This is a genomic window from Aromatoleum toluolicum (assembly GCF_012911005.2).
Taxonomy (GTDB): Bacteria; Pseudomonadota; Gammaproteobacteria; order Burkholderiales; family Rhodocyclaceae; genus Aromatoleum; species Aromatoleum toluolicum.
The window spans coordinates 1-17,707 of record NZ_WTVS01000040.1; the positions used below are offsets into that span (position 1 = coordinate 1).

Sequence of the window (17,707 nt, forward strand, 5' to 3'; positions counted from 1 at the left end):
CGTGCTCCTGTCGAAGACGAGGCCGATTGCCTCATCTCCAACTTGGCAGAGCACTGCCTATAAAACCCGGGACGCCATGACCGTACGGAGCGGTTCAGCATGCCCTACCGCGCGAGCGGTTTAGTCCAAGGCCGAGTACTTGTCGTCCGACCGTCGCCGCTAGACCATCCCGTCTGACGTGCCCGTAACGACCGCCGCGCCGCTCAGCTCCCGCAAGCCTGTATCAGGAACTGCCTGAACGCGTCGGCGGATCGTTCCAGCGTGCCGTCGTGCCGCCAGATCAGCCCGACTTCCATGTCGGGTACCACATCGAGAATGGGGCGGGCCTCGATCTTCTTGCCTTCCAGCGACCACGGCCGATACACCATGTCGGACAGGATGGTGACGCCGAAGCCGTGCGCGACGAGCCCGCGCAGCGCTTCGACCGAGCCGGTGCGAAACGCGATGTCGGGCTGAATGCCCTTGGCTGCCCAATAACGCTGCGTCGACAGTTCGCCTTCGTCAACGGTGACCTGGATGTAGGGATAGGCAGCGACGTCGGCGAGGGCCGCGTTGTCTTTTTGCAGGAGCGGGTGGGCGGCCGAAGTCCATAGCTGGCGGCGGGAGCGCAGCAGCACGTGGTGGCCGAAGCGTTCGCGCTCGACGACGTTGGACAGGATCACCACGCCCAACTCGATATCGCCGGCCGCGACGCCGGCTTCGATGGCTTCGCGGTTCATGTCGTGGAGGTCGAGTTCGACGTCCGGATAGTTCGCGCGAAAGCGGGCGAGCAGCGGGGGCAGGAAATAGCCGAGCACGGTGTACGAAGCACCGATGCGGATCGCGCCTTTCAGGTGGTGGGCCTGGAAGCGCGGTTCGCGCAGAGCGTCTTCGAGCGCGTCGAGGATGTCGCGCGTGCGTCGATAGAAGCTGTGCCCCTCGGCGGTGAGGCCCACGCCGTGGGGTTTGCGGTCGAACAGGCGCACCCCCAGCGATTCTTCCAGGAGCAGCACCGCATTGGTGATGGCCGATTGCGAAACGTGGGCGCGCGTGGCGGCCATCGAGAACTGGCCGGTCTCCGCGGCGGCGATGAAGTAGCGCAGCTGGCGCAGGGTGACATTGTTGTCGACCGGCATCCGTTTTCCTAATACCAGAACTCAGTATTGGTGATTTTACGATACATAGACAGATTCGTACTATGTGTCGATATAAATAGAGAGTCTGGAGGGGATGATGAACTCACCGCTGTCTGCCGAGGCGAGGGATGCACTGCTTTCGGTCACGCTGGAGGACAAGTACACCCAGGAGTCCGGACGCATCTACCTGAGCGGTACTCAGGCCTTGGCGCGCCTGCCCATGCTGCAGAAGGAGCGCGACCGGCGCGCGGGGCTGAACACCGGCGGCTACATTTCGGGCTATCGCGGCTCGCCGCTGGGCGGGCTGGACATGGCGCTGTGGAAGGCGAAAAAGCATCTTGCCTCCCACGACGTAGTCTTTCAGCCCGGCCTCAACGAAGACCTCGCTGCGACCGCCGTGTGGGGCACGCAGCAGGTGAATCTTTACCCCAACGCCCAGCGCGACGGGGTATTCGGCATGTGGTATGGCAAGGGGCCGGGCGTGGACCGCTCGGCCGACGTGCTGAAGCACGCGAACGCCGCAGGGACCTCGCCCCATGGCGGCGTGCTGATGCTCGCCGGCGACGACCATGCGGCGAAGTCGTCGTCGGTCGCGCATCAGTCGGAACACCTGCTGATCGCCTGTGGCATTCCGGTGCTGTACCCGGCGAACGTGCAGGAGTATCTCGACTTCGGCCTGCATGGCTGGGCGATGAGCCGCTACTCCGGGTTGTGGGTGTCGATGAAGTGCGTCACCGATGTCGTCGAGTCGTCCGCATCGGTCGAGATCGATCCGGACCGCCTGCAGATCGTCATTCCGGATAGCTTCGCAATGCCTGAAGGCGGGCTCAATATCCGCTGGCCGGATACGCCGCTCGCGCAGGAAGCGCGCATGCTCGATTACAAGTGGTATGCGGCGCTCGAATACGTCCGCGCGAACAAGCTCAACCGTATCGTGATCGATTCGCCCGACGCGCGCTTCGGGATCATGGCGGCAGGCAAAGCCTATCTCGACGTGCGTCAGGCGCTGACGGACCTGGGTTTGGACGACGATGCCTGTCGACGGATCGGCATCCGCCTCTTCAAGGTGGGCTGCGTGTGGCCGCTCGACGCCCACAATGCGCGCGCGTTTGCGACCGGACTGGAAGAAATCCTGGTGGTCGAGGAGAAGCGCCAGATTCTCGAGTACGCCCTCAAGGAGGAACTGTACAACTGGCGCGACGACGTCCGCCCGCGCGTCTACGGCAAATTCGACGAGCGCGACAACTCGGGGGGCGAGTGGTCGGTGCCGCGTGGGCAATGGCTGCTTCCGGCGCGCTACGAGCTGTCGCCGGCGATCATCGCGAAGGCCATCGCCGCGCGACTGGAGCGCGTGGGGCTGCCCGAAGACCTTCGCGCCCGCGTGTTCGCGCGCATCGATGTCATCGAGGCGAAGGAGCGCGAAGCGGCGCGGCCTCGCGTGACCGTCGAGCGCAAGCCCTGGTTCTGTTCGGGCTGTCCGCACAACACGTCCACCCGCGTGCCGGAAGGCTCGCGCGCGCTCGCCGGCATCGGTTGTCACTACATGGCGATGTGGATGGACCGGCGCACCGAGACTTTCACGCAGATGGGCGGGGAGGGCGTGAGCTGGCTCGGCCAGATGCACTTCTCGGGCGACAAGCACGTCTTCGTGAACCTCGGTGACGGCACCTATTTCCATTCGGGCCTGCTCGCCATCCGCGCGGCGATCGCCGCCAAGGCGACCCTCACTTACAAGATCCTCTACAACGACGCGGTCGCGATGACGGGGGGGCAGCCGGTCGACGGGGTGCTGACGGTGCCGCAGATCGCGCAGCAGGTGAGCGCCGAAGGTGCTAGCCGGGTCCTGATCGTGAGCGACGAGCCGGAGAAGTACGCGATGCGCGCCGGTCTGCCGGATGCGGTGACGGTGCACCATCGGGATGAGCTTGACGCGTTGCAGCTCGAGCTGCGCGAGAGTTCGGGGGTGTCGGTCCTGATCTACGATCAGACCTGCGCCACCGAGAAGCGCCGCCGCCGCAAGCGCGGCGATTACCCTGATCCGGCCCGCCGCGCATTCATCAACCCGGCAGTCTGCGAGGGTTGTGGCGACTGCTCCGTGGCCTCCAACTGCCTGTCGGTGGAGCCACTGGAAACGCCGCTAGGCACCAAGCGCAAGATCAATCAGAGCGGCTGCAACAAGGATTTCTCCTGCCTGAAGGGTTTTTGCCCGAGCTTCGTGACCGCCGAGGGCGCGCAATTGCGCAAGCCCGCAGCGCGCGAGTCGGCGCCGGTGACTGCCTCGGAAGCGCTGCCTGAACCCGCACTGCCCGGGCTGGACAAACCCTGCGGTATCGTCGTGACGGGGGTCGGCGGAACGGGGGTAGTGACGATCGGTGCGCTGTTGGGCATGGCGGCTCATCTGGAACAAAAGGGCGTCACCGTGCTCGACATGACCGGGCTCGCGCAGAAGGGCGGGGCGGTGTTGAGCCACGTGCAGATCGCGGCGACCCCGGCGGCCATTCACGCCACCCGGATCGCTACCGGCGAGGCCGACGTGCTGATCGGCTGCGACGAGATCGTCTCGGCTTCGGCCGAAGCGCTCTCCAAGGTTCGTCAGGGACGCACGCGAGCGGTGGTCAATAGCGCGCAGACCCCGGCGGCGGAGTTCCTGTCGAATCCCGACTGGAAGTTTCCGGGGGCGGCGGCCGAGGGCGACATCCGCGCCAGTGTGGGCGATGCCTGTGAATTCATCGACGCGAACGCGCTTGCACTGCGGCTGCTCGGCGACACGATCTACGCCAATCCGCTCGTGCTGGGGTTCGCGTGGCAGAAAGGCTGGATTCCGGTCGGCAAGGCGGCATTGCTGCGCGCGATCGAGCTGAATGGCGTCTCGGTCGAAAAGAACCAGCAGGCGTTCGAGTGGGGACGGCTTGCGGCACACGACGCGGGAAAACTGCCGGTGGCCGACGCTTCGGGGCGGGGTGAGGCGGTGGTGCTGGCTATGCCGGAGTCGCTGGACCGGCTGATCGAACGCCGCGTCAGGCTGCTCAGCGATTATCAGAATGGTGTCTATGGCGAGCGTTACCGAAAGGCCGTGGCGCGGGTGCAAGAGGCCGAGCGAGCGGTGGTTGGACAAGGCCGACTCGCCCTGACCGAGGCTGTCGCGCGCAACCTCGCGAAGCTCATGGCGTACAAGGACGAGTACGAGGTGGCGCGGTTGCACAGCGCGCCCGAATTCCTCGCCCAGTTGCGCGAACAGTTCGAGGGCGAGCCCGGCCGGGATTACCGGCTCAACTTCCACCTCGCGCCACCCCTGTTCGCGAAGCGTGGCGTTGACGGCCTGCCCCAGAAGCGCGCCTACGGTCCGTGGATGATGCGTACCTTCCGCCTGCTCTCCCGCTTCAAGGGCCTGCGTGGCACCGCCCTGGATCCCTTTGGCAGGAGCGCGGAGCGGCGCCAGGAGCGCGAACTGGTGAAGGACTATTTCGTCTTCATCGACCGCATCTGCGACGGCCTGTCGCGAGACCGGCTGGATGTCGCGATCGAGCTTGCGCGCATCCCGGAACAGATTCGTGGCTATGGCCACGTCAAGGAACGCAGCATGGCCGGCGCGACCAAGCGTCGCGAAGAGCTGCAGGCCCGGTTCGAGGCTGGCCGGTCGGAACGGGCAGCCTGAAGTGCGCCGGACAACAACATCGAGGCGCTCGCGCCCTTGATGGTCGTACGGCGCGAATCAACCAGCAATCGACAACAAGGAGACTCATGAAGATCCTGGTACCCGTCAAGCGCGTGCTTGACTACAACGTGAAGGCCCGCGTGAAAGCGGACGGTTCGGGCATGGACCTCGCCAACGTGAAGATGGCCATGAACCCCTTCGACGAGATCGCGGTGGAAGAGGCAGTGCGGCTGAAGGAAGCGGGCATCGCGACCGAAGTGATCGCCGTGAGCTGCGGCGCGGCGGTGTGTTCCGAAACCCTGCGCGCGGCGATGGCGATCGGGGCCGACCGCGGCATCCTCGTCGATTGTGGTGAACTGAGCGACGCGGAGTTGCAGCCGCTCGCCGTCGCCAAACTCCTGAAGGCCGTGTGCGACACGGAAGCCCCGGAGCTGGTGATCTGCGGCAAGCAGGCGATCGACGACGACGCGAACCAGACCGGTCAGATGCTCGCCGCCCTGATGGGCTGGCCGCAGGCCACCTTTGCGTCGAAGCTGTCATTGGACGGGAGACTTGCCACGGTCACGCGCGAGATCGATGGCGGCCTCGAAACCCTCGAGATGACGCTGCCCGCGGTGGTGACCACTGACCTGCGCCTCAACGAGCCGCGTTATGCGACGCTGCCCAACATCATGAAGGCAAAGAAGAAGCCGCTCGATAGCGTGAAGCCCGCGGAGCTAGGCGTTGATGTCGCACCGCGACTGGCGATTCTGAAAGTGGCCGAGCCGTCCAGGCGCAGTGCCGGCGTGCTGGTGCCGGACGTCGCGACGCTGGTCGATAAACTGAAGAACGAAGCAAAGGTGATCTGATGGCCGTCCTCGTCATTGCGGAACACGACAACCAGTCGATCAAGACCGCGACTCTCAACGCCGTGACCGCCGCGCAAGTGGTCGGAGCGGACATCCACGTCCTGGTCGCGGGCAACGGCTGCTACGCCGCCGCTCAAGCCGCGGCCGCCATCGGCGGCGTCGCGAAGGTGCTGGTATGCGACGCGGCCCATTACGCAACGCAGACCGCCGAGAACGTCGCCGAACTCGTGCGCGCGCTCGCCGCCGACTACGGTCACGTCTTCGCCGCGGCAACCAGCGCCGGCAAGAACATGCTGCCGCGCGTCGCCGCACAGCTCGACGTCGCGCAGATCTCCGACATCGTCGCGGTGGAGTCGGCCGACACCTTCGTGCGACCGATCTACGCCGGCAATGCGCTGGCGACCGTCAAGAGCACCGACCGCGTGAAGGTGGTGACCGTGCGCACCGCTGCGTTCGACGCCGCGCCGCTCGGCGGCTCCGCGCCGATCGAAGCTGTGCCCGCCGCGAAGGACCTGGGCCTGACCCGTGTCGTCGGCCGCGAACTCACGAAGAGCGAACGCCCCGAACTCGGTGCCGCCAAGATCATCGTCTCCGGTGGCCGGGGGCTGGGCAACGGCGAGAACTACCGTACCTTGCTCGAGCCCCTCGCGGACAAGCTCGGCGCCGCGCTCGGTGCGAGCCGCGCCGCGGTCGATGCGGGCTTCGTCCCCAACGACTATCAGGTCGGCCAGACCGGCAAGATCGTCGCGCCCCAGGTCTACATCGCGATCGGCATCTCCGGTGCGATCCAGCATCTGGCAGGCATGAAGGATTCCAGGCTGATCGTCGCGATCAACAAGGACCCGGAGGCGCCGATCTTCCACGTCGCGGACTACGGCCTTGTCGCGGATCTGTTCGCCGTGGTTCCTGAACTGACAGCGACCATTTGATCTCCAGGCCATGCCGATTGGCTGGCCGTGATGCCAACCCGTTCCCGCAGGATTCTTCGGTGGCAGCTATTCCTCTCCTGCTGCAATCCCCGCCGAAGATCCCTTCGCCCATCGGTCGCAAACCGATGGGTTTTTTTTGATTCGACCCCGCCGGGGATACGGCAAAAAATCCTTGCGCTCGTTCAGGGTATTGTCTACTCTTGAACAAAAGCGCACATAGTGTGTAAATAAAGAAACATCGCCCGATAGAGGCGCACCTTCGACAGGAGGAGACATCATGGCTCTCAGAACACTCGGCATCAGCGCCGTTGCGGCGGCGTTGCTGACCGCTACCGACGGTTCCTTCGTTTCGCTGCACCCCCCAGGTGTCGCCCAAGCGTGCGCTTCGGCTCCGTCGTGCGACGGAATGCTGGAGACTCACGCGTATGCGGTGTCGCATCTCTATGCGCACAAGACGATGAACGAGTTCGTCGGCATGGTGTTGATGCACCGCTAAGTGTCGAGGGGACGGTAAGGCGTCCCCGGCCGCGCCGGCACGCTGCGGAAGGTTCTCCCGACCGCCTTCAGGTGTCACGCTTCCGCGATAAAGCGGCGTGTGAGCGAGTTCCCGTCCGTGGTGAGTGCCTCCAGGCGGCGTTCGATGTCGCGGTCCTGCCGGGTGACACGGTCGCGTTGGCGCAGGTAGTCGAGCCACGAGTCCACCAGGAAGCGTTCTGCAAGACAATCCGTGTGTTCGAGATCCCTGTAGAGGCGCCAGGCGATCGCCCCGTTTCGTCGACGGGAGATGCCGACTTCGTGGGCAGCGCGCACGAATTCCTCGTGCCGTTCGGCCGGTACGCGGTAAGTGATTTCTACCGCAATGGGCCCCTGCTCATGGTCGGCGGGACTGGCAGCGGGGCCTGTTTCCGGCGCGTCGGCTACACTGAAATCGGACTCCGATCCAAGTTGCATGCGAGCTCTTCCAGCCAGCATCAGCCCGGCCGCAATCGATCCGGCTGCAATCCACAGGCTTGCCCCGACGCCCATGCGTTCGGCGATCGCGCCCCACAATACGCCGCCCGCTGCCATCGCCCCCATGATGACGAGCAGGTATACCGACGCAACGCGAGCACGTACCCAGGCTGCGGCGGAGGTCTGGATCACGGTCCCGGTGGTGGTATTGACAGCCATCCACGCCATTCCGCCGACGAAGAGCAGTGCACTCATGACAAAGAGATTGTGTACCACCGGAATCAGCGCTGTGACGGCCATGAACAACAGGCCGCCGCCGGTCACGATGCGGCGCACGGAGAAACGACGATACAGTCGGGTGACCTGTAATGCCGCGATGACTGCGCCCGCGCCGAGACTGCCGAGGAGCAGGCTGAACCCGCCCGCAGCGAGCCCGAGCTGGTCACGGGCGACGAGTGGCAGCAATGCCCAGATCGCGCTGCCTGCGGTCACGAAAGCGAAGACCAGTCGCAGCGCGAGCCGCAGCTGCGCGGAATGCTGCATGTAACGTACGCCGCTGCGGATGCCGCTCCACAGCCGCTCGGGCGGCAGGCCGGGCCGCAGATCCGTGTCGGGCAGGGCGCGCAGCAGCCCCAGTGAGATCAAGAAACCGACCGCGACCACGACGAACAGCGTCGGGACGCCCGCGAATGCGATCAGTGCCCCCGCGGCGGCCGGTCCCACGACGCGCGCGATGTTGGGTGTGACCGTGGACAGGGCGATCGCTGCCGGTATCTGCCCCTTCGGCGCGCTGTCGATGTTGGCGGCAATCCACGCCGCCATGCCGAACGCGTTGCTGCACCCGAGCGCGAAGGTGAGGCCGAGGAGCAGCCAGGCGCCGATGCCGCCAGCCAGGGCCGTGGCTGCGAGCAGGCAGGCGCATGCGAGGGAACAGGTCTGGGTGATCAGAAGGAGGCGCCTGCGGTTGACCAGATCGGCGATCACGCCGCTCGGGAGTCCGAGCAGAAAGGCCGGCAGCGCCATCGCCGTCTGGACCAAGGACACCATGAGCGGCGAATCGGGCCGCAGTTCGGTCATCATCCAGGCGGCGCCGATGTTCTGCATCCACATCGACAGGTTGACCGCGATCGCCGCGATCCACAGCGCGCGAAACGGCCGATGGAGGAGAGGTGCCCACGCACCCGTGGCATTGCGCTCGACACTCACGGGCGGGGCACCGGCGTCGTCATGACTGGCCGGGCGTGCTCATGCGGGGCAGCGTCTGGTGCAGGTTGGCAATCCGCGAATACAGGCGTCGGTAGGTCTCGCGTTCGCGATGGTTGAAGCGCGCGTCGCCGTTCGGTCCGAAGGCCGCCACGATCTCCTTCCAGTCCTGTTCCGCGAGGTGTTCGCAGGCGCCCGGGATGACCGCCCGCTCCTCGAGTGCGATATGCCTGAGCTGCCCGAGGGCGAAGGCGTCGATGGCGCTCGCGAGCGTTTCTGCGTCTGGGTCGGGAGACGCCTGATAGTGGGCGACCGCCGCGCGCAGGGCAGCAAGTTGTCGGTCGCCATCCAGGTGCTCCTGTTGCAGGTCGTCGATGACTTGGTCGAGCGAAGACGTGCGCCTCCTGAGTGCAGCGAAGAGATAGGCATCTTCCTTTGGATGGTGCAGTTTGGCCGGGAACTCGTCGAGGTAGGTGAGCATGCCGTCGAGCAGGCCGATATCCGCAGGTTTGCCGTCGCGCAGTCCGCCGGCCAGCATCCGCATGCCGTAGGACACGACCGCGATCGAGCGGTGCTCGTCCTTGATAATCGCGCAGACCTTCGTCATCGCCGGGTTCGGGTCGTTCTTTTCGACCGACGACACGAGCACCGGAATGCGGCTGCCAGCGAGCACCTTGAGCGTTTCGGAGGCGAGCATGACGCCGCCGATGCTGCGCGGCCCATGCGATGCCATGAAGATCAGGTCGCAGCCCAATTCCTTTGCCGCGGCGAGAATGGCCTCGTGCGGCCGGTTGCTCCGCCGGGTCACGCACTCGCAGTCGATGTCGCCCGCGCGCGCCGACACCTCGGCCTTCGCGAGGATCTCGCGGGCGCGCCCGCCGAAGTCGTCCTGGTACAGGCCGGGGTCGAGAAGGTGGATCAGCGCACCGTCGTCGGTCAGAGAGGCGCCGGCATCCGGGTCGGCATAGAAGAACGTGATGCGCGCCCCCACGCTGCGGGCGAACTGGACGGCCTGAGAGATCGTCTGGCTGGCGAGATGGGTACCGTCGGTCGGAACGAGGATATGGCTGTACATCGCGTGCTCCGGTGGCTGCATTCAGATGATGTCGATAGGGTGCGCGGTAGCGGCCGGCGCCGCAACCGGCGCGCGCAGTGCGGAACCCGGTCCGGCTGGTGCGCTCGCAGGCACTCAGCCCCTGGCGTGGAGAACCTCGGGGTCGAAGACCTCCGCCGGTGTGCGCACGCTAGGGCCGAGGATGGGGCCGACGATCTCATGACCCCAGGTGGAGAGCTGCTCCGGATTGAGTTCGAAGCCGTCATCGTGCCAGGGTTCGAGTTCGGTGATGCATTCGATCGCGAAGCCGGACGGCGTGAAGTGATAGAAGGACATGTGCGGGTCCTGCGAATGCTGTCCCAGCGTCATCATCATCTGTAGTCCGTTCTTCTTGACCAGATCGTAGGTTTCGCCGACGTCGCGAACCGAGCGCACGAAGAGGCCGATGTGCTGCACGCCGGCCTTGCCCGGGCCGAAACCGTAAGCGATGTCGTGGCTCGTCTTGTCGTTGAGCCTGGAGCGGAAGAACCCCGTCTTGCCCTTGCCGGCGCCCGAGCCGTACCAGTGCATGCCCATGATGCCGGTGAGGAAGTGTTCGAGTTCGGGCGTGTATTCGGGCGTGATCACGACGATGTGGCCGACGCCCCGTTCGCCGCAGACGAATCCGCCGTGCGGACGGCCCGGCACGAAGGAGCGCGGGCTCCATTTCTGGGCATAGAACAGCTCGTGCTGGTATCCGACCGGGTCACGGAAACGGATCAGCTCCTTCACGCCGCGTTTGTCGCACAGTTCTGGATCGCCGAAGCTGATCTCGACACCATGGCTGCGGAAGCGCTCGACGGCGGCGTGAAACTCCAGCTTGCCCTTGGCTTCCCAGCCGATGTAAGCGAGGCGGTCGATCTTGCCCGTATGGAATGCGAGCCGATGACGACGGTCATCGAGCTTGAAGTAGAGGGTGTCCGGATCCGCAGTCGGGGATGTCCCGATCTGAAAGCCCATGACCTTCGGGCCATATTCGCGCCAGGCATCGAGGTTCGCCGATTCGAACCCCAGGTAGCCGATACCGATGATGTCCATGCTGTCTTCCTCCTGTTTTGAGCGACCTGCGCCCGCGATTTACACCGCGCTTTGCGCAGACTTCGGACTGTGCCGCAGGGGCACGACGTCCGTTCGTTCACTGTTGGGTTACGAACTTTCGGGCTCGTGCTCAGATTGCGAGCAGACCCCCGTCGATGACGAGGTCCGAACCGGTCATGAAGGCGGCTTCGTCCGAGGCCACGTACAGGGCCAGCGACACGACTTCCTCGGGTTCCCCCGGCCGATCCTGCAGCACGCCATCGAGTAGCGCCCGGCGGGTGACGGGGTTCTCGACGAAGGCCGCGGTGCCGGGCGTCTTCACGAAGCCCGGACTGATGCTGACCGCGCGTATGCCGACCGGCGCCCCTTCGACCGCCAGCTGGCGGGTGAAGGAGACGACCGCACCCTTGGCGGCGCAGTGGGCGCTGATGCCTGCAACCTTTGAGCCGCCCCAGGCGGCGGTCGAGGCGATGTTGATGATCACGCCACCGCGCACGGCGAGATGCTTCCACGCGTATTTGGTCGTGTAGAAGATGAGGTCGATCTCGTTCCGGATCGTGTAGTGCCAGTCAGCGATCGAGAATTCCGCCACCGGTCCGAAACGCGCGGCCGATGCGTTGTTGTAGAGAACGTCGATGCGCCCGAACTGTTCCGCCGCGGACTCGACCCAGGCGCGGGCCTGTTCGTGGTCGCCGAGGTCCACCGGGGCGGAGCCGTGCAACTCGAATCCTTCGGCCTCGACCAGCCGGCGCGTTTCGGCGTGGGCGGCTGCATCCGTGTCGCAACCTACCACCACGGCGCCCTCGCGCGCGAAGCGCAAGGCTGCGACACGACCCTGACCGCCGCCGGTGCCGGTGATCAGCGCTACTTTTCCTTCAAGACGATTCATTCGGATCTCCGCGAAGTGGGCAGTTCCAGCGCTTTTCGCGCTACCAGTCCGGCGAAGAACTCAGGCGCCCGGTGCTTCGACCCGGATCGCCTCGGCGGGACAGGCGGCAGCCCCCTCGATCGCGGCCTCTTCCTGGCCGGCGGGAACGAACTCGCTGTCCAGATAGACGATGCCGTCGCCGTCCAGCTTGTACACGTCGGGGCACAGGGCCGCGCACAATCCGTAACCGCAGCAGCGGCTGCGATCGATAATTACCTTGTGAAGTTTTTCGTTCTGTTCGCTCATGGCGTGTCTCCTCATCTGCTTGGGGCCATTGAGGCCTGCGAGATGATTATGCACAGAAAAGGAAAAAGTGTCACTATTTTTGCTGGGCGTATCGCAGGGTCGCAAAAGGGTTGCCGAAGGACCGACGGCCGCCCTCGCGACGACACTCAAAACAGCAGGTTCGACAGCTTGTCCGCGAGTTTGCGCACCTCGCCCCCGAGCTTGTCCGCGTCGGCGCCAATGTACTGGCCCCGGAACATCACCGCCGATACGGCAAAGGAAATGGCACCGGCGCGGTCGCGCACGGGGGCCGCAATAGCCATGATGCCGGCCGAGAAGTAGCCGTCATCGATCGCCCACTGGTGTTCCTTGGCGAACTGCACCTGCTGACAGTACTCGTCGAACTCCAGCGGTCGGGCCCAGCGGATCTTGTCGAATGCGGCGCGCATCGCGGTTGGGTCGAGATCCACCTCCGCCGCGAACAGTCTGCCGCTGGCGCCCATGAAGATGGGCAAACGCTGACCGATCGCCATGTCGATGCGCAGATCGGTCGGGCTTGCCTCCGAACTCACCAGCACGATGCGGTCGTATCCCATCTGACGCCACAGGGTGACCGTGACATGGAAGCGGGCGGCGAATTGCTGCAGCAGTGGGCGCGCGATGTCGAGCCGCTGGCCCTGCGTCACGAGGTGGCCTACGAGTTTGGCGAGCCCCAGGCCGGGCGAATAGGTCTTCGACGCGGGATCGAATGCAACCATGTCCTCGGCGGCCAGTGTGCGCAGGATGTTGAAGCAGGTACTGGGGTTGATCGACAACTGCCGGGCGATGTCCGCCGCGCGCTCCGGGGTGTCGGTCTCCGTCAGAAAACGCAGGATCCGCACCGCATTGACGACAGGCTTGACGGTGACCCCGCTTGACGACCGGCCCGCGGTTTCATCCTCTTGTGTGGTGTCCATCCCTTGTCTCCTCCGTCCGTCGTGCAGGCGTCCCGGTCGGCAAACGGGAGACGTCTTCCTCGCGTGTGCCCCAGGCGAGGCGTCCAAGGAATCAGGGTGCCCATCCGTGAGCCGGAGAATCTGCACGTAAAACGGTTTTGTGTTTGCGTATTAGAATTAAATTCTGTCCGCAGAATACTACGGCGACGACGAAAAGGCGACAGCCGGGCCGGCTTACGACAAGGGGAAATGACTTCAGGGTTTGAAGTAGCCCACCGCGACGATGTGGTCGCCGACGACTTCGAACAGCGTGTGCTTTTCCTCTGTTCTTTTCGTGACAGGGTTTTTCCACAGGTAGTCGAGTTCGCCTCGCGGTCGGTTCGCGGTCTGCTCGAGCATCTTGCGAACGATGGGCGTGCCGGCCTGGTCGTACAGGTCCCGACCGTCGGAGCCGACCAGGCGCGGCATCGTGCCGTGGGCGACGAAGCGTCCCGTTTTCCGGTCGATTACGAACACGTAGAGATCGTCCCGCACGAAGCGGCCCTCGATGCGGTTGAATTCGGCAATTGCGCTGGCAGGCGCGGCCTTCATCGCCGCAACGGCCTGTTCCAGGAAGGCCTGCGCCTGGTCCGGGGACGAGCGGCTGATGTAGTAACCGACCGCGACCACTCGTTCGCCAACCTTCTCGAAGAACGCATGCTTGCGCTGAACAGTGTTGTCGGTCCAGTTGACCCAGCGGTACTCGACTTCGCCGCGGCCATCGGCACGCGCCTTGTTCAGCATCTCCGCGAAGAAAGCCTTTCCGCTGGCGTCGCGCATCTCGGAGACCTTGCGGCCGATCAGGGTCGTGGACGAGCCCCCGCTCGTCAGCATGGTGCCGTCCATGTCGAGCACGTACACATAGAGCTCACGGTCGATGAAGTCGCCCTGCCGGCCGAATTCCGCCAGTGCCCGGTCGCCGACGGCACGAAGTCGGGCGGTGGCCTTCTCCAGCAATGCCTGCGCGCGCGTGGCGGAATCCGGTGCTGACACCGGGCTACCCGAAACCGCTTCGGCCGCGCTTGCCGGCGGCAGCCAGGTGCTCGCAAGAATGAGCAGTCCCACCACGAGTGTTCTTATCGCCATGCTCCCCTCCGAATAGTCGAAAATTGGACAGTAAATCTGATTGTGAAGGAATCCGCCTGCGACCGTGGCCGGGCTCAGTCACGGACCAGCAGCACACTGCCGCCCAGCGGTCCACCGCCTGCCGCAACCACTGAAACGTGATGGGGCGCGATCTGTCGTTCGCCCGCGCGTCCCCACAGCTGCGAGCAGGCTTCATGAACGTAGCCCAGACCGTGCGTGCGCCCACCGGAGAGCTGGCCGCCGTTGGTATTGATCGGCAACTGGCCGTCGCGGGCGATGCGGTGGCCACCTTCGACGAAGCGGCCGCTTTCGCCGCGCGGGCATAGCCCGAGTGCTTCGAGCCAGATCATCGTGAGGATCGAGAATCCATCGTAGAGCTGGGCCGAGCCGACGTCCTTGGGCTTGAGATCGGTGCGCGCCCACATCATTTCGCCGACATCGCGCGCGGCGGTCGCGGTGAGGTCGATCTGGTCCCACGACCAGGGTTGGTGCAGTGCGGCGCCGATCGCTTCGAGGCGGATTGGTGGATTTGGCCCGTCCCTGGCGACGTCGGCACGCGAAAGGATGATCGCGGTCGAGGCGTCGCAATGGACGTCGCAGTCGAGCATGCGCAGTGGAGTCGAGATCATGCGCGAGGCAAAGTAGTCATCGAGCGAGAGCGGCGTCCGGTAGATCGCCTTGGGGTTCAGCGCGGCGTTGCTGCGGCAGGTGAGGGCGATCTGGGCGAGTTGTTCGGGCGTCGTGCCGTATTCGTGAAAGTGGCGCTGGGTGTAGAGCGCCATGAGGTTGATCGCGGAGAGCACATTGAATGGCGTGTACCACTGCCAGAAGAAGCTGCTGTCGCGTCCGATCGTCTTGTTCGTCAGGGCGCTGGCATTCTTGTCGACCTTGCGGCGGCTCGCTTCCGTGATGGTGCGGAAGACCAGCACGTGGCGGCACAGGCCGGATGCGATCGCCATCGCGCCGTTGATGATGCCTGCGAGCGGTCCGGGGCCTTCGTAGCCCCCTCCGTACCAGTTGACCTGGAGGCCGAGGGTGCCGATCAGCGCGTTGGGGCCGACGGGCGAGAAGGCATCGCCATTGTTGTTGTCGCCCGGCCAGCACGCCACGCCGTCGATGTCCGCGCGCGTGAGTCCGGCGTCGGCGATGGCTTCGAGGCAAGCGTCCAGCGTGAGTCGCATGCCCGATCGGGCAACCGGGCGTCCTACCGCGGACTGGCCGACACCGGTGATGGCGACGTCTTTTTCAAAGATTCGGTCGAACATCATGCGTCCTTCTCGAAGAGGGGGAGCCACACGTCCTCGTGCTGCTCGAAGCGCACCCTGACGGGCATGTCGATATGCACCGCCTCGGCGGGAAGTCCCACGACATTCGTGACGAAGCGCAGGCCGCTCTGTTCCGCGAGTTCGACGATCGCCACCACATAAGGCTCGGTGAGGTCGGGGCGCCATGCCTGGTGATTGATCGTGTAGCTCAGGACCTTGCCCTTGCCGGAGACCGCCCGCGGTGCCACCTCGAAACTGCCGCAGTGCGGGCAGATCGGGGCGGGCGGATGAAAGAAGCGCGTGCAGTCCGCGCAATGATGTATGAGGAGGCGCCCCTGCGCGCCGCCCTGCCAGAACGGGGAGTTGTCCTCGGTGAGGAGGGGGAGTTTTCGGGTCATGGTCTGCGCGTTCTCGACGATTTGACGATCGGTCAAGCGGGATTCTACATGCACATATAGACAGAAGTGCAAAATCTGTCTAAAGTTTGTCGCAAGGACCTGCCTGCCAGCGTGCAACGACGCGGAGGCCATACAAGGAACTCTGATCCCATGAGTACTCGACTCGAAGCTAGAAGTATCGTCGTAACCGGTGGATTCGGCGCGCTTGGCCGCGCGGTGGCGCAGCGCCTCGTGGAAGACGGTGCGCACGTCACGCTTGTGGACCGTGCGGCGGCGCCCGCTGGCGGCCTGCCTGCAGGCGTCGCGGTTGTGCTCGGCGGGGTCGACCTGAGCGACGAAGCGGCCTGCGCGGCAGCCTATGCGCGCGTGCGTGTGGCTGCTGGTGGCATCGACGGCGTGGTGAATGTGGCAGGTGGCTTCGCGTGGGAGCCGATCGAAGGCGGAGCGCTCGAGACCTGGGATCGCCTGTACACGATGAATGTGCGTACCGCCGTAGCGAGTTGCCGGGCGGCTCTGCCGCATCTGCTGGCGCGCGGGGCGGGGCGCATCGTGAATGTCGGCGCACTGGCCGCGCAGAAGGCCGGAATGGGGATGGCGGCGTATGCCGCATCGAAGTCCGGCGTCGCGCGGTTGACCGAATCACTTGCCGAAGAGCTCAAGGACCGTGGCGTCACCGTGAATGCGGTGTTGCCGAGCATCATCGACACCCCCGCCAACCGCGCCGACATGCCGGACGCCGATGCCAGCCGCTGGGTGGCGCCGGACAAGCTCGCCGCGGTGATCGCTTTCCTGCTCTCGGATGACGCCTCGGCCGTCACCGGAGCCTGCGTGCCGGTGAGCGGCCGGGTGTAGCAACCGCCAGCGCCTCTTCCGTGGGGAGGGGCAGAACTCGAAGAAGAGAGGATTCGCCCGCATCGAGCGGGACGAGTCCCCGACAGGAGACAATAGATGCGACTCGTCACATATCGTGACTCTCACGGCTTTCAGCGTGCCGGCGCGCTGATCGAATCGGATTCGGCGATCGTCGACCTCGCCACGGCTTGCGAAGTCGTAAACGGCCATGGGTCCCCCACCTTCGCGAGCGTGCTCGGTTTGGTCGAGGCCGGTGAAGAGGCTCTTGCAGCGGCACGCGTCCTGGTCCGGAAAGCTCCGTCGGCGGCGGTCATCGCGCGTGAGGGCGTGAAGCTGTGCGCACCCATCCAGCCGCCGCCGCAGATGCGCGACTGCTCCTGTTTCGAGCTGCATCTGCGACAGAGCTTCGCTGCTGCGCGGCGCGCGCGCGTGGCGCACTTGCCCGACCCCGAGGAGGCGCTGCGGCAGATGAACACGCGCGCCGACGAGCGCGTCATCGAGACCTTCAATCGCCAGCCGATCTATTACAAGTGCAATCGCTTCGCGGTGATCGGTCCCGACGACGACGTCGTGTGGCCGGCGTACAGCAAGGCGATGGACTTCGAACTCGAGCTGGCCTGCTACATCGGCCGCAAGGGGAAGGACGTGCCGCGCGACAAGGCGCGCGATTACATCGTTGGCTACACGATCTTCAACGACATGAGCGCCCGCGATGCGCAGGCCCTCGAGATGCCCGGCATGCTCGGCCCGGCGAAGAGCAAGGACTTCGACACCGGTAACGTGATGGGGCCTTGCCTCGTCACTGCGGACGAGGTACCCGATCCTTACGACCTGCAGATGATCGCGCGCGTGAATGGCGAGGAATGGGGGCGTGGCACCACGCGCGACATGCGCTGGACCTTCGAGGACGTGATCGCGCACATCTCCCGCTCGGAAACGCTCTATCCGGGCGAAGTGCTGGGCTCGGGCACGGTCGGCAACGGCTGCGGACTCGAGCAGCTGCGCTATCTCAAACCGGGCGACGTCGTCGAACTCGAGATCGAGGCGATCGGCACGTTGCGCACGCGCGTGACGAAGCCGTGACGGGAAGACGCAGTCCTTCGCAATAAGGACGTTAGACGGTGGGCAACGGCTACCGAAATACAGG

Annotated in this window: 16 protein-coding genes; 6 read left to right on the top strand and 10 right to left on the bottom strand. The window is 65.1% G+C overall.

Annotated elements, in window-relative coordinates:
• Positions 1–203 precede the first annotated feature (203 nt).
• On the bottom strand, positions 204–1,115 hold the full coding sequence (locus tag GPA27_RS17640) for a LysR substrate-binding domain-containing protein (RefSeq protein WP_096447412.1): 912 nt from the start codon (positions 1,113–1,115) through the stop codon (positions 204–206).
• A 97-nt stretch (positions 1,116–1,212) separates the two neighbouring features.
• Between GPA27_RS17640 and GPA27_RS17645 the strand changes: the two genes are divergently transcribed.
• The 4 genes from GPA27_RS17645 to GPA27_RS17660 all read left to right on the top strand — a co-directional run bounded on the left by GPA27_RS17645 (position 1,213) and on the right by GPA27_RS17660 (position 7,043).
• Positions 1,213–4,770, top strand: a complete 3,558-nt coding sequence (locus tag GPA27_RS17645) for an indolepyruvate ferredoxin oxidoreductase family protein (protein WP_169141808.1) — start codon at positions 1,213–1,215, stop codon at positions 4,768–4,770.
• 86 nt (positions 4,771–4,856) lie between these two features.
• A complete protein-coding gene (locus GPA27_RS17650; RefSeq protein WP_169141809.1) occupies positions 4,857–5,618 on the top strand; it encodes an electron transfer flavoprotein subunit beta/FixA family protein in 762 nt (253 codons plus the stop codon).
• Complete coding sequence (locus GPA27_RS17655; RefSeq protein ID WP_169141810.1) at positions 5,618–6,547, top strand: electron transfer flavoprotein subunit alpha/FixB family protein; 930 nt, start codon at positions 5,618–5,620, stop codon at positions 6,545–6,547. The genes GPA27_RS17650 and GPA27_RS17655 overlap by 1 nt, the downstream gene beginning before the upstream one ends.
• A 277-nt stretch (positions 6,548–6,824) precedes the next feature.
• Positions 6,825–7,043, top strand: coding sequence for a hypothetical protein (locus GPA27_RS17660; protein ID WP_169141811.1), 219 nt, complete (start codon positions 6,825–6,827; stop codon positions 7,041–7,043).
• Positions 7,044–7,117: 74 nt separating this feature from the next.
• Here GPA27_RS17660 and GPA27_RS17665 read toward each other — a convergent pair whose 3' ends face one another.
• The 9 genes from GPA27_RS17665 to GPA27_RS17705 form a co-directional block, all read right to left on the bottom strand.
• Entirely contained in the window at positions 7,118–8,704 is a 1,587-nt protein-coding gene (locus GPA27_RS17665; RefSeq protein WP_169141812.1) for an MFS transporter, read from the bottom strand.
• Positions 8,705–8,723: 19 nt separating this feature from the next.
• Positions 8,724–9,776, bottom strand: a complete 1,053-nt coding sequence (locus GPA27_RS17670) for a universal stress protein (RefSeq protein ID WP_169141813.1) — start codon at positions 9,774–9,776, stop codon at positions 8,724–8,726.
• Between the two features lie 114 nt (positions 9,777–9,890).
• Positions 9,891–10,832: a VOC family protein gene (locus GPA27_RS17675; protein WP_169141814.1), complete on the bottom strand. Its 942-nt coding sequence runs from the start codon at positions 10,830–10,832 to the stop codon at positions 9,891–9,893.
• A 130-nt stretch (positions 10,833–10,962) separates the two neighbouring features.
• The gene (locus GPA27_RS17680) at positions 10,963–11,721 is read right to left on the bottom strand and encodes an SDR family NAD(P)-dependent oxidoreductase (RefSeq protein ID WP_121429182.1); all 759 of its coding nucleotides are present in this window, start codon (positions 11,719–11,721) and stop codon (positions 10,963–10,965) included.
• A gap of 60 nt (positions 11,722–11,781) precedes the next feature.
• The gene (locus GPA27_RS17685) at positions 11,782–12,006 is read right to left on the bottom strand and encodes a ferredoxin (RefSeq protein WP_169141815.1); all 225 of its coding nucleotides are present in this window, start codon (positions 12,004–12,006) and stop codon (positions 11,782–11,784) included.
• Positions 12,007–12,152: 146 nt separating this feature from the next.
• Positions 12,153–12,941: an IclR family transcriptional regulator gene (locus GPA27_RS17690; RefSeq protein ID WP_169141816.1), complete on the bottom strand. Its 789-nt coding sequence runs from the start codon at positions 12,939–12,941 to the stop codon at positions 12,153–12,155.
• A 234-nt stretch (positions 12,942–13,175) separates the two neighbouring features.
• A complete protein-coding gene (locus tag GPA27_RS17695; protein WP_211162012.1) occupies positions 13,176–14,045 on the bottom strand; it encodes a cache domain-containing protein in 870 nt (289 codons plus the stop codon).
• A 74-nt stretch (positions 14,046–14,119) separates the two neighbouring features.
• On the bottom strand, positions 14,120–15,313 hold the full coding sequence (locus tag GPA27_RS17700) for a thiolase family protein (protein WP_210148003.1): 1,194 nt from the start codon (positions 15,311–15,313) through the stop codon (positions 14,120–14,122).
• A complete protein-coding gene (locus GPA27_RS17705; protein WP_211165069.1) occupies positions 15,310–15,744 on the bottom strand; it encodes a Zn-ribbon domain-containing OB-fold protein in 435 nt (144 codons plus the stop codon). The genes GPA27_RS17700 and GPA27_RS17705 overlap by 4 nt, the downstream gene beginning before the upstream one ends.
• 114 nt (positions 15,745–15,858) lie before the next feature.
• Here GPA27_RS17705 and GPA27_RS17710 point away from each other — a divergent pair, with 114 nt between their 5' ends.
• Positions 15,859–16,560: an SDR family NAD(P)-dependent oxidoreductase gene (locus GPA27_RS17710; RefSeq protein WP_153169519.1), complete on the top strand. Its 702-nt coding sequence runs from the start codon at positions 15,859–15,861 to the stop codon at positions 16,558–16,560.
• 96 nt (positions 16,561–16,656) lie between these two features.
• Complete coding sequence (locus tag GPA27_RS17715) at positions 16,657–17,643, top strand: fumarylacetoacetate hydrolase family protein (protein ID WP_169141818.1); 987 nt, start codon at positions 16,657–16,659, stop codon at positions 17,641–17,643.
• The last annotated feature ends 64 nt before the right edge of the window (positions 17,644–17,707 follow it).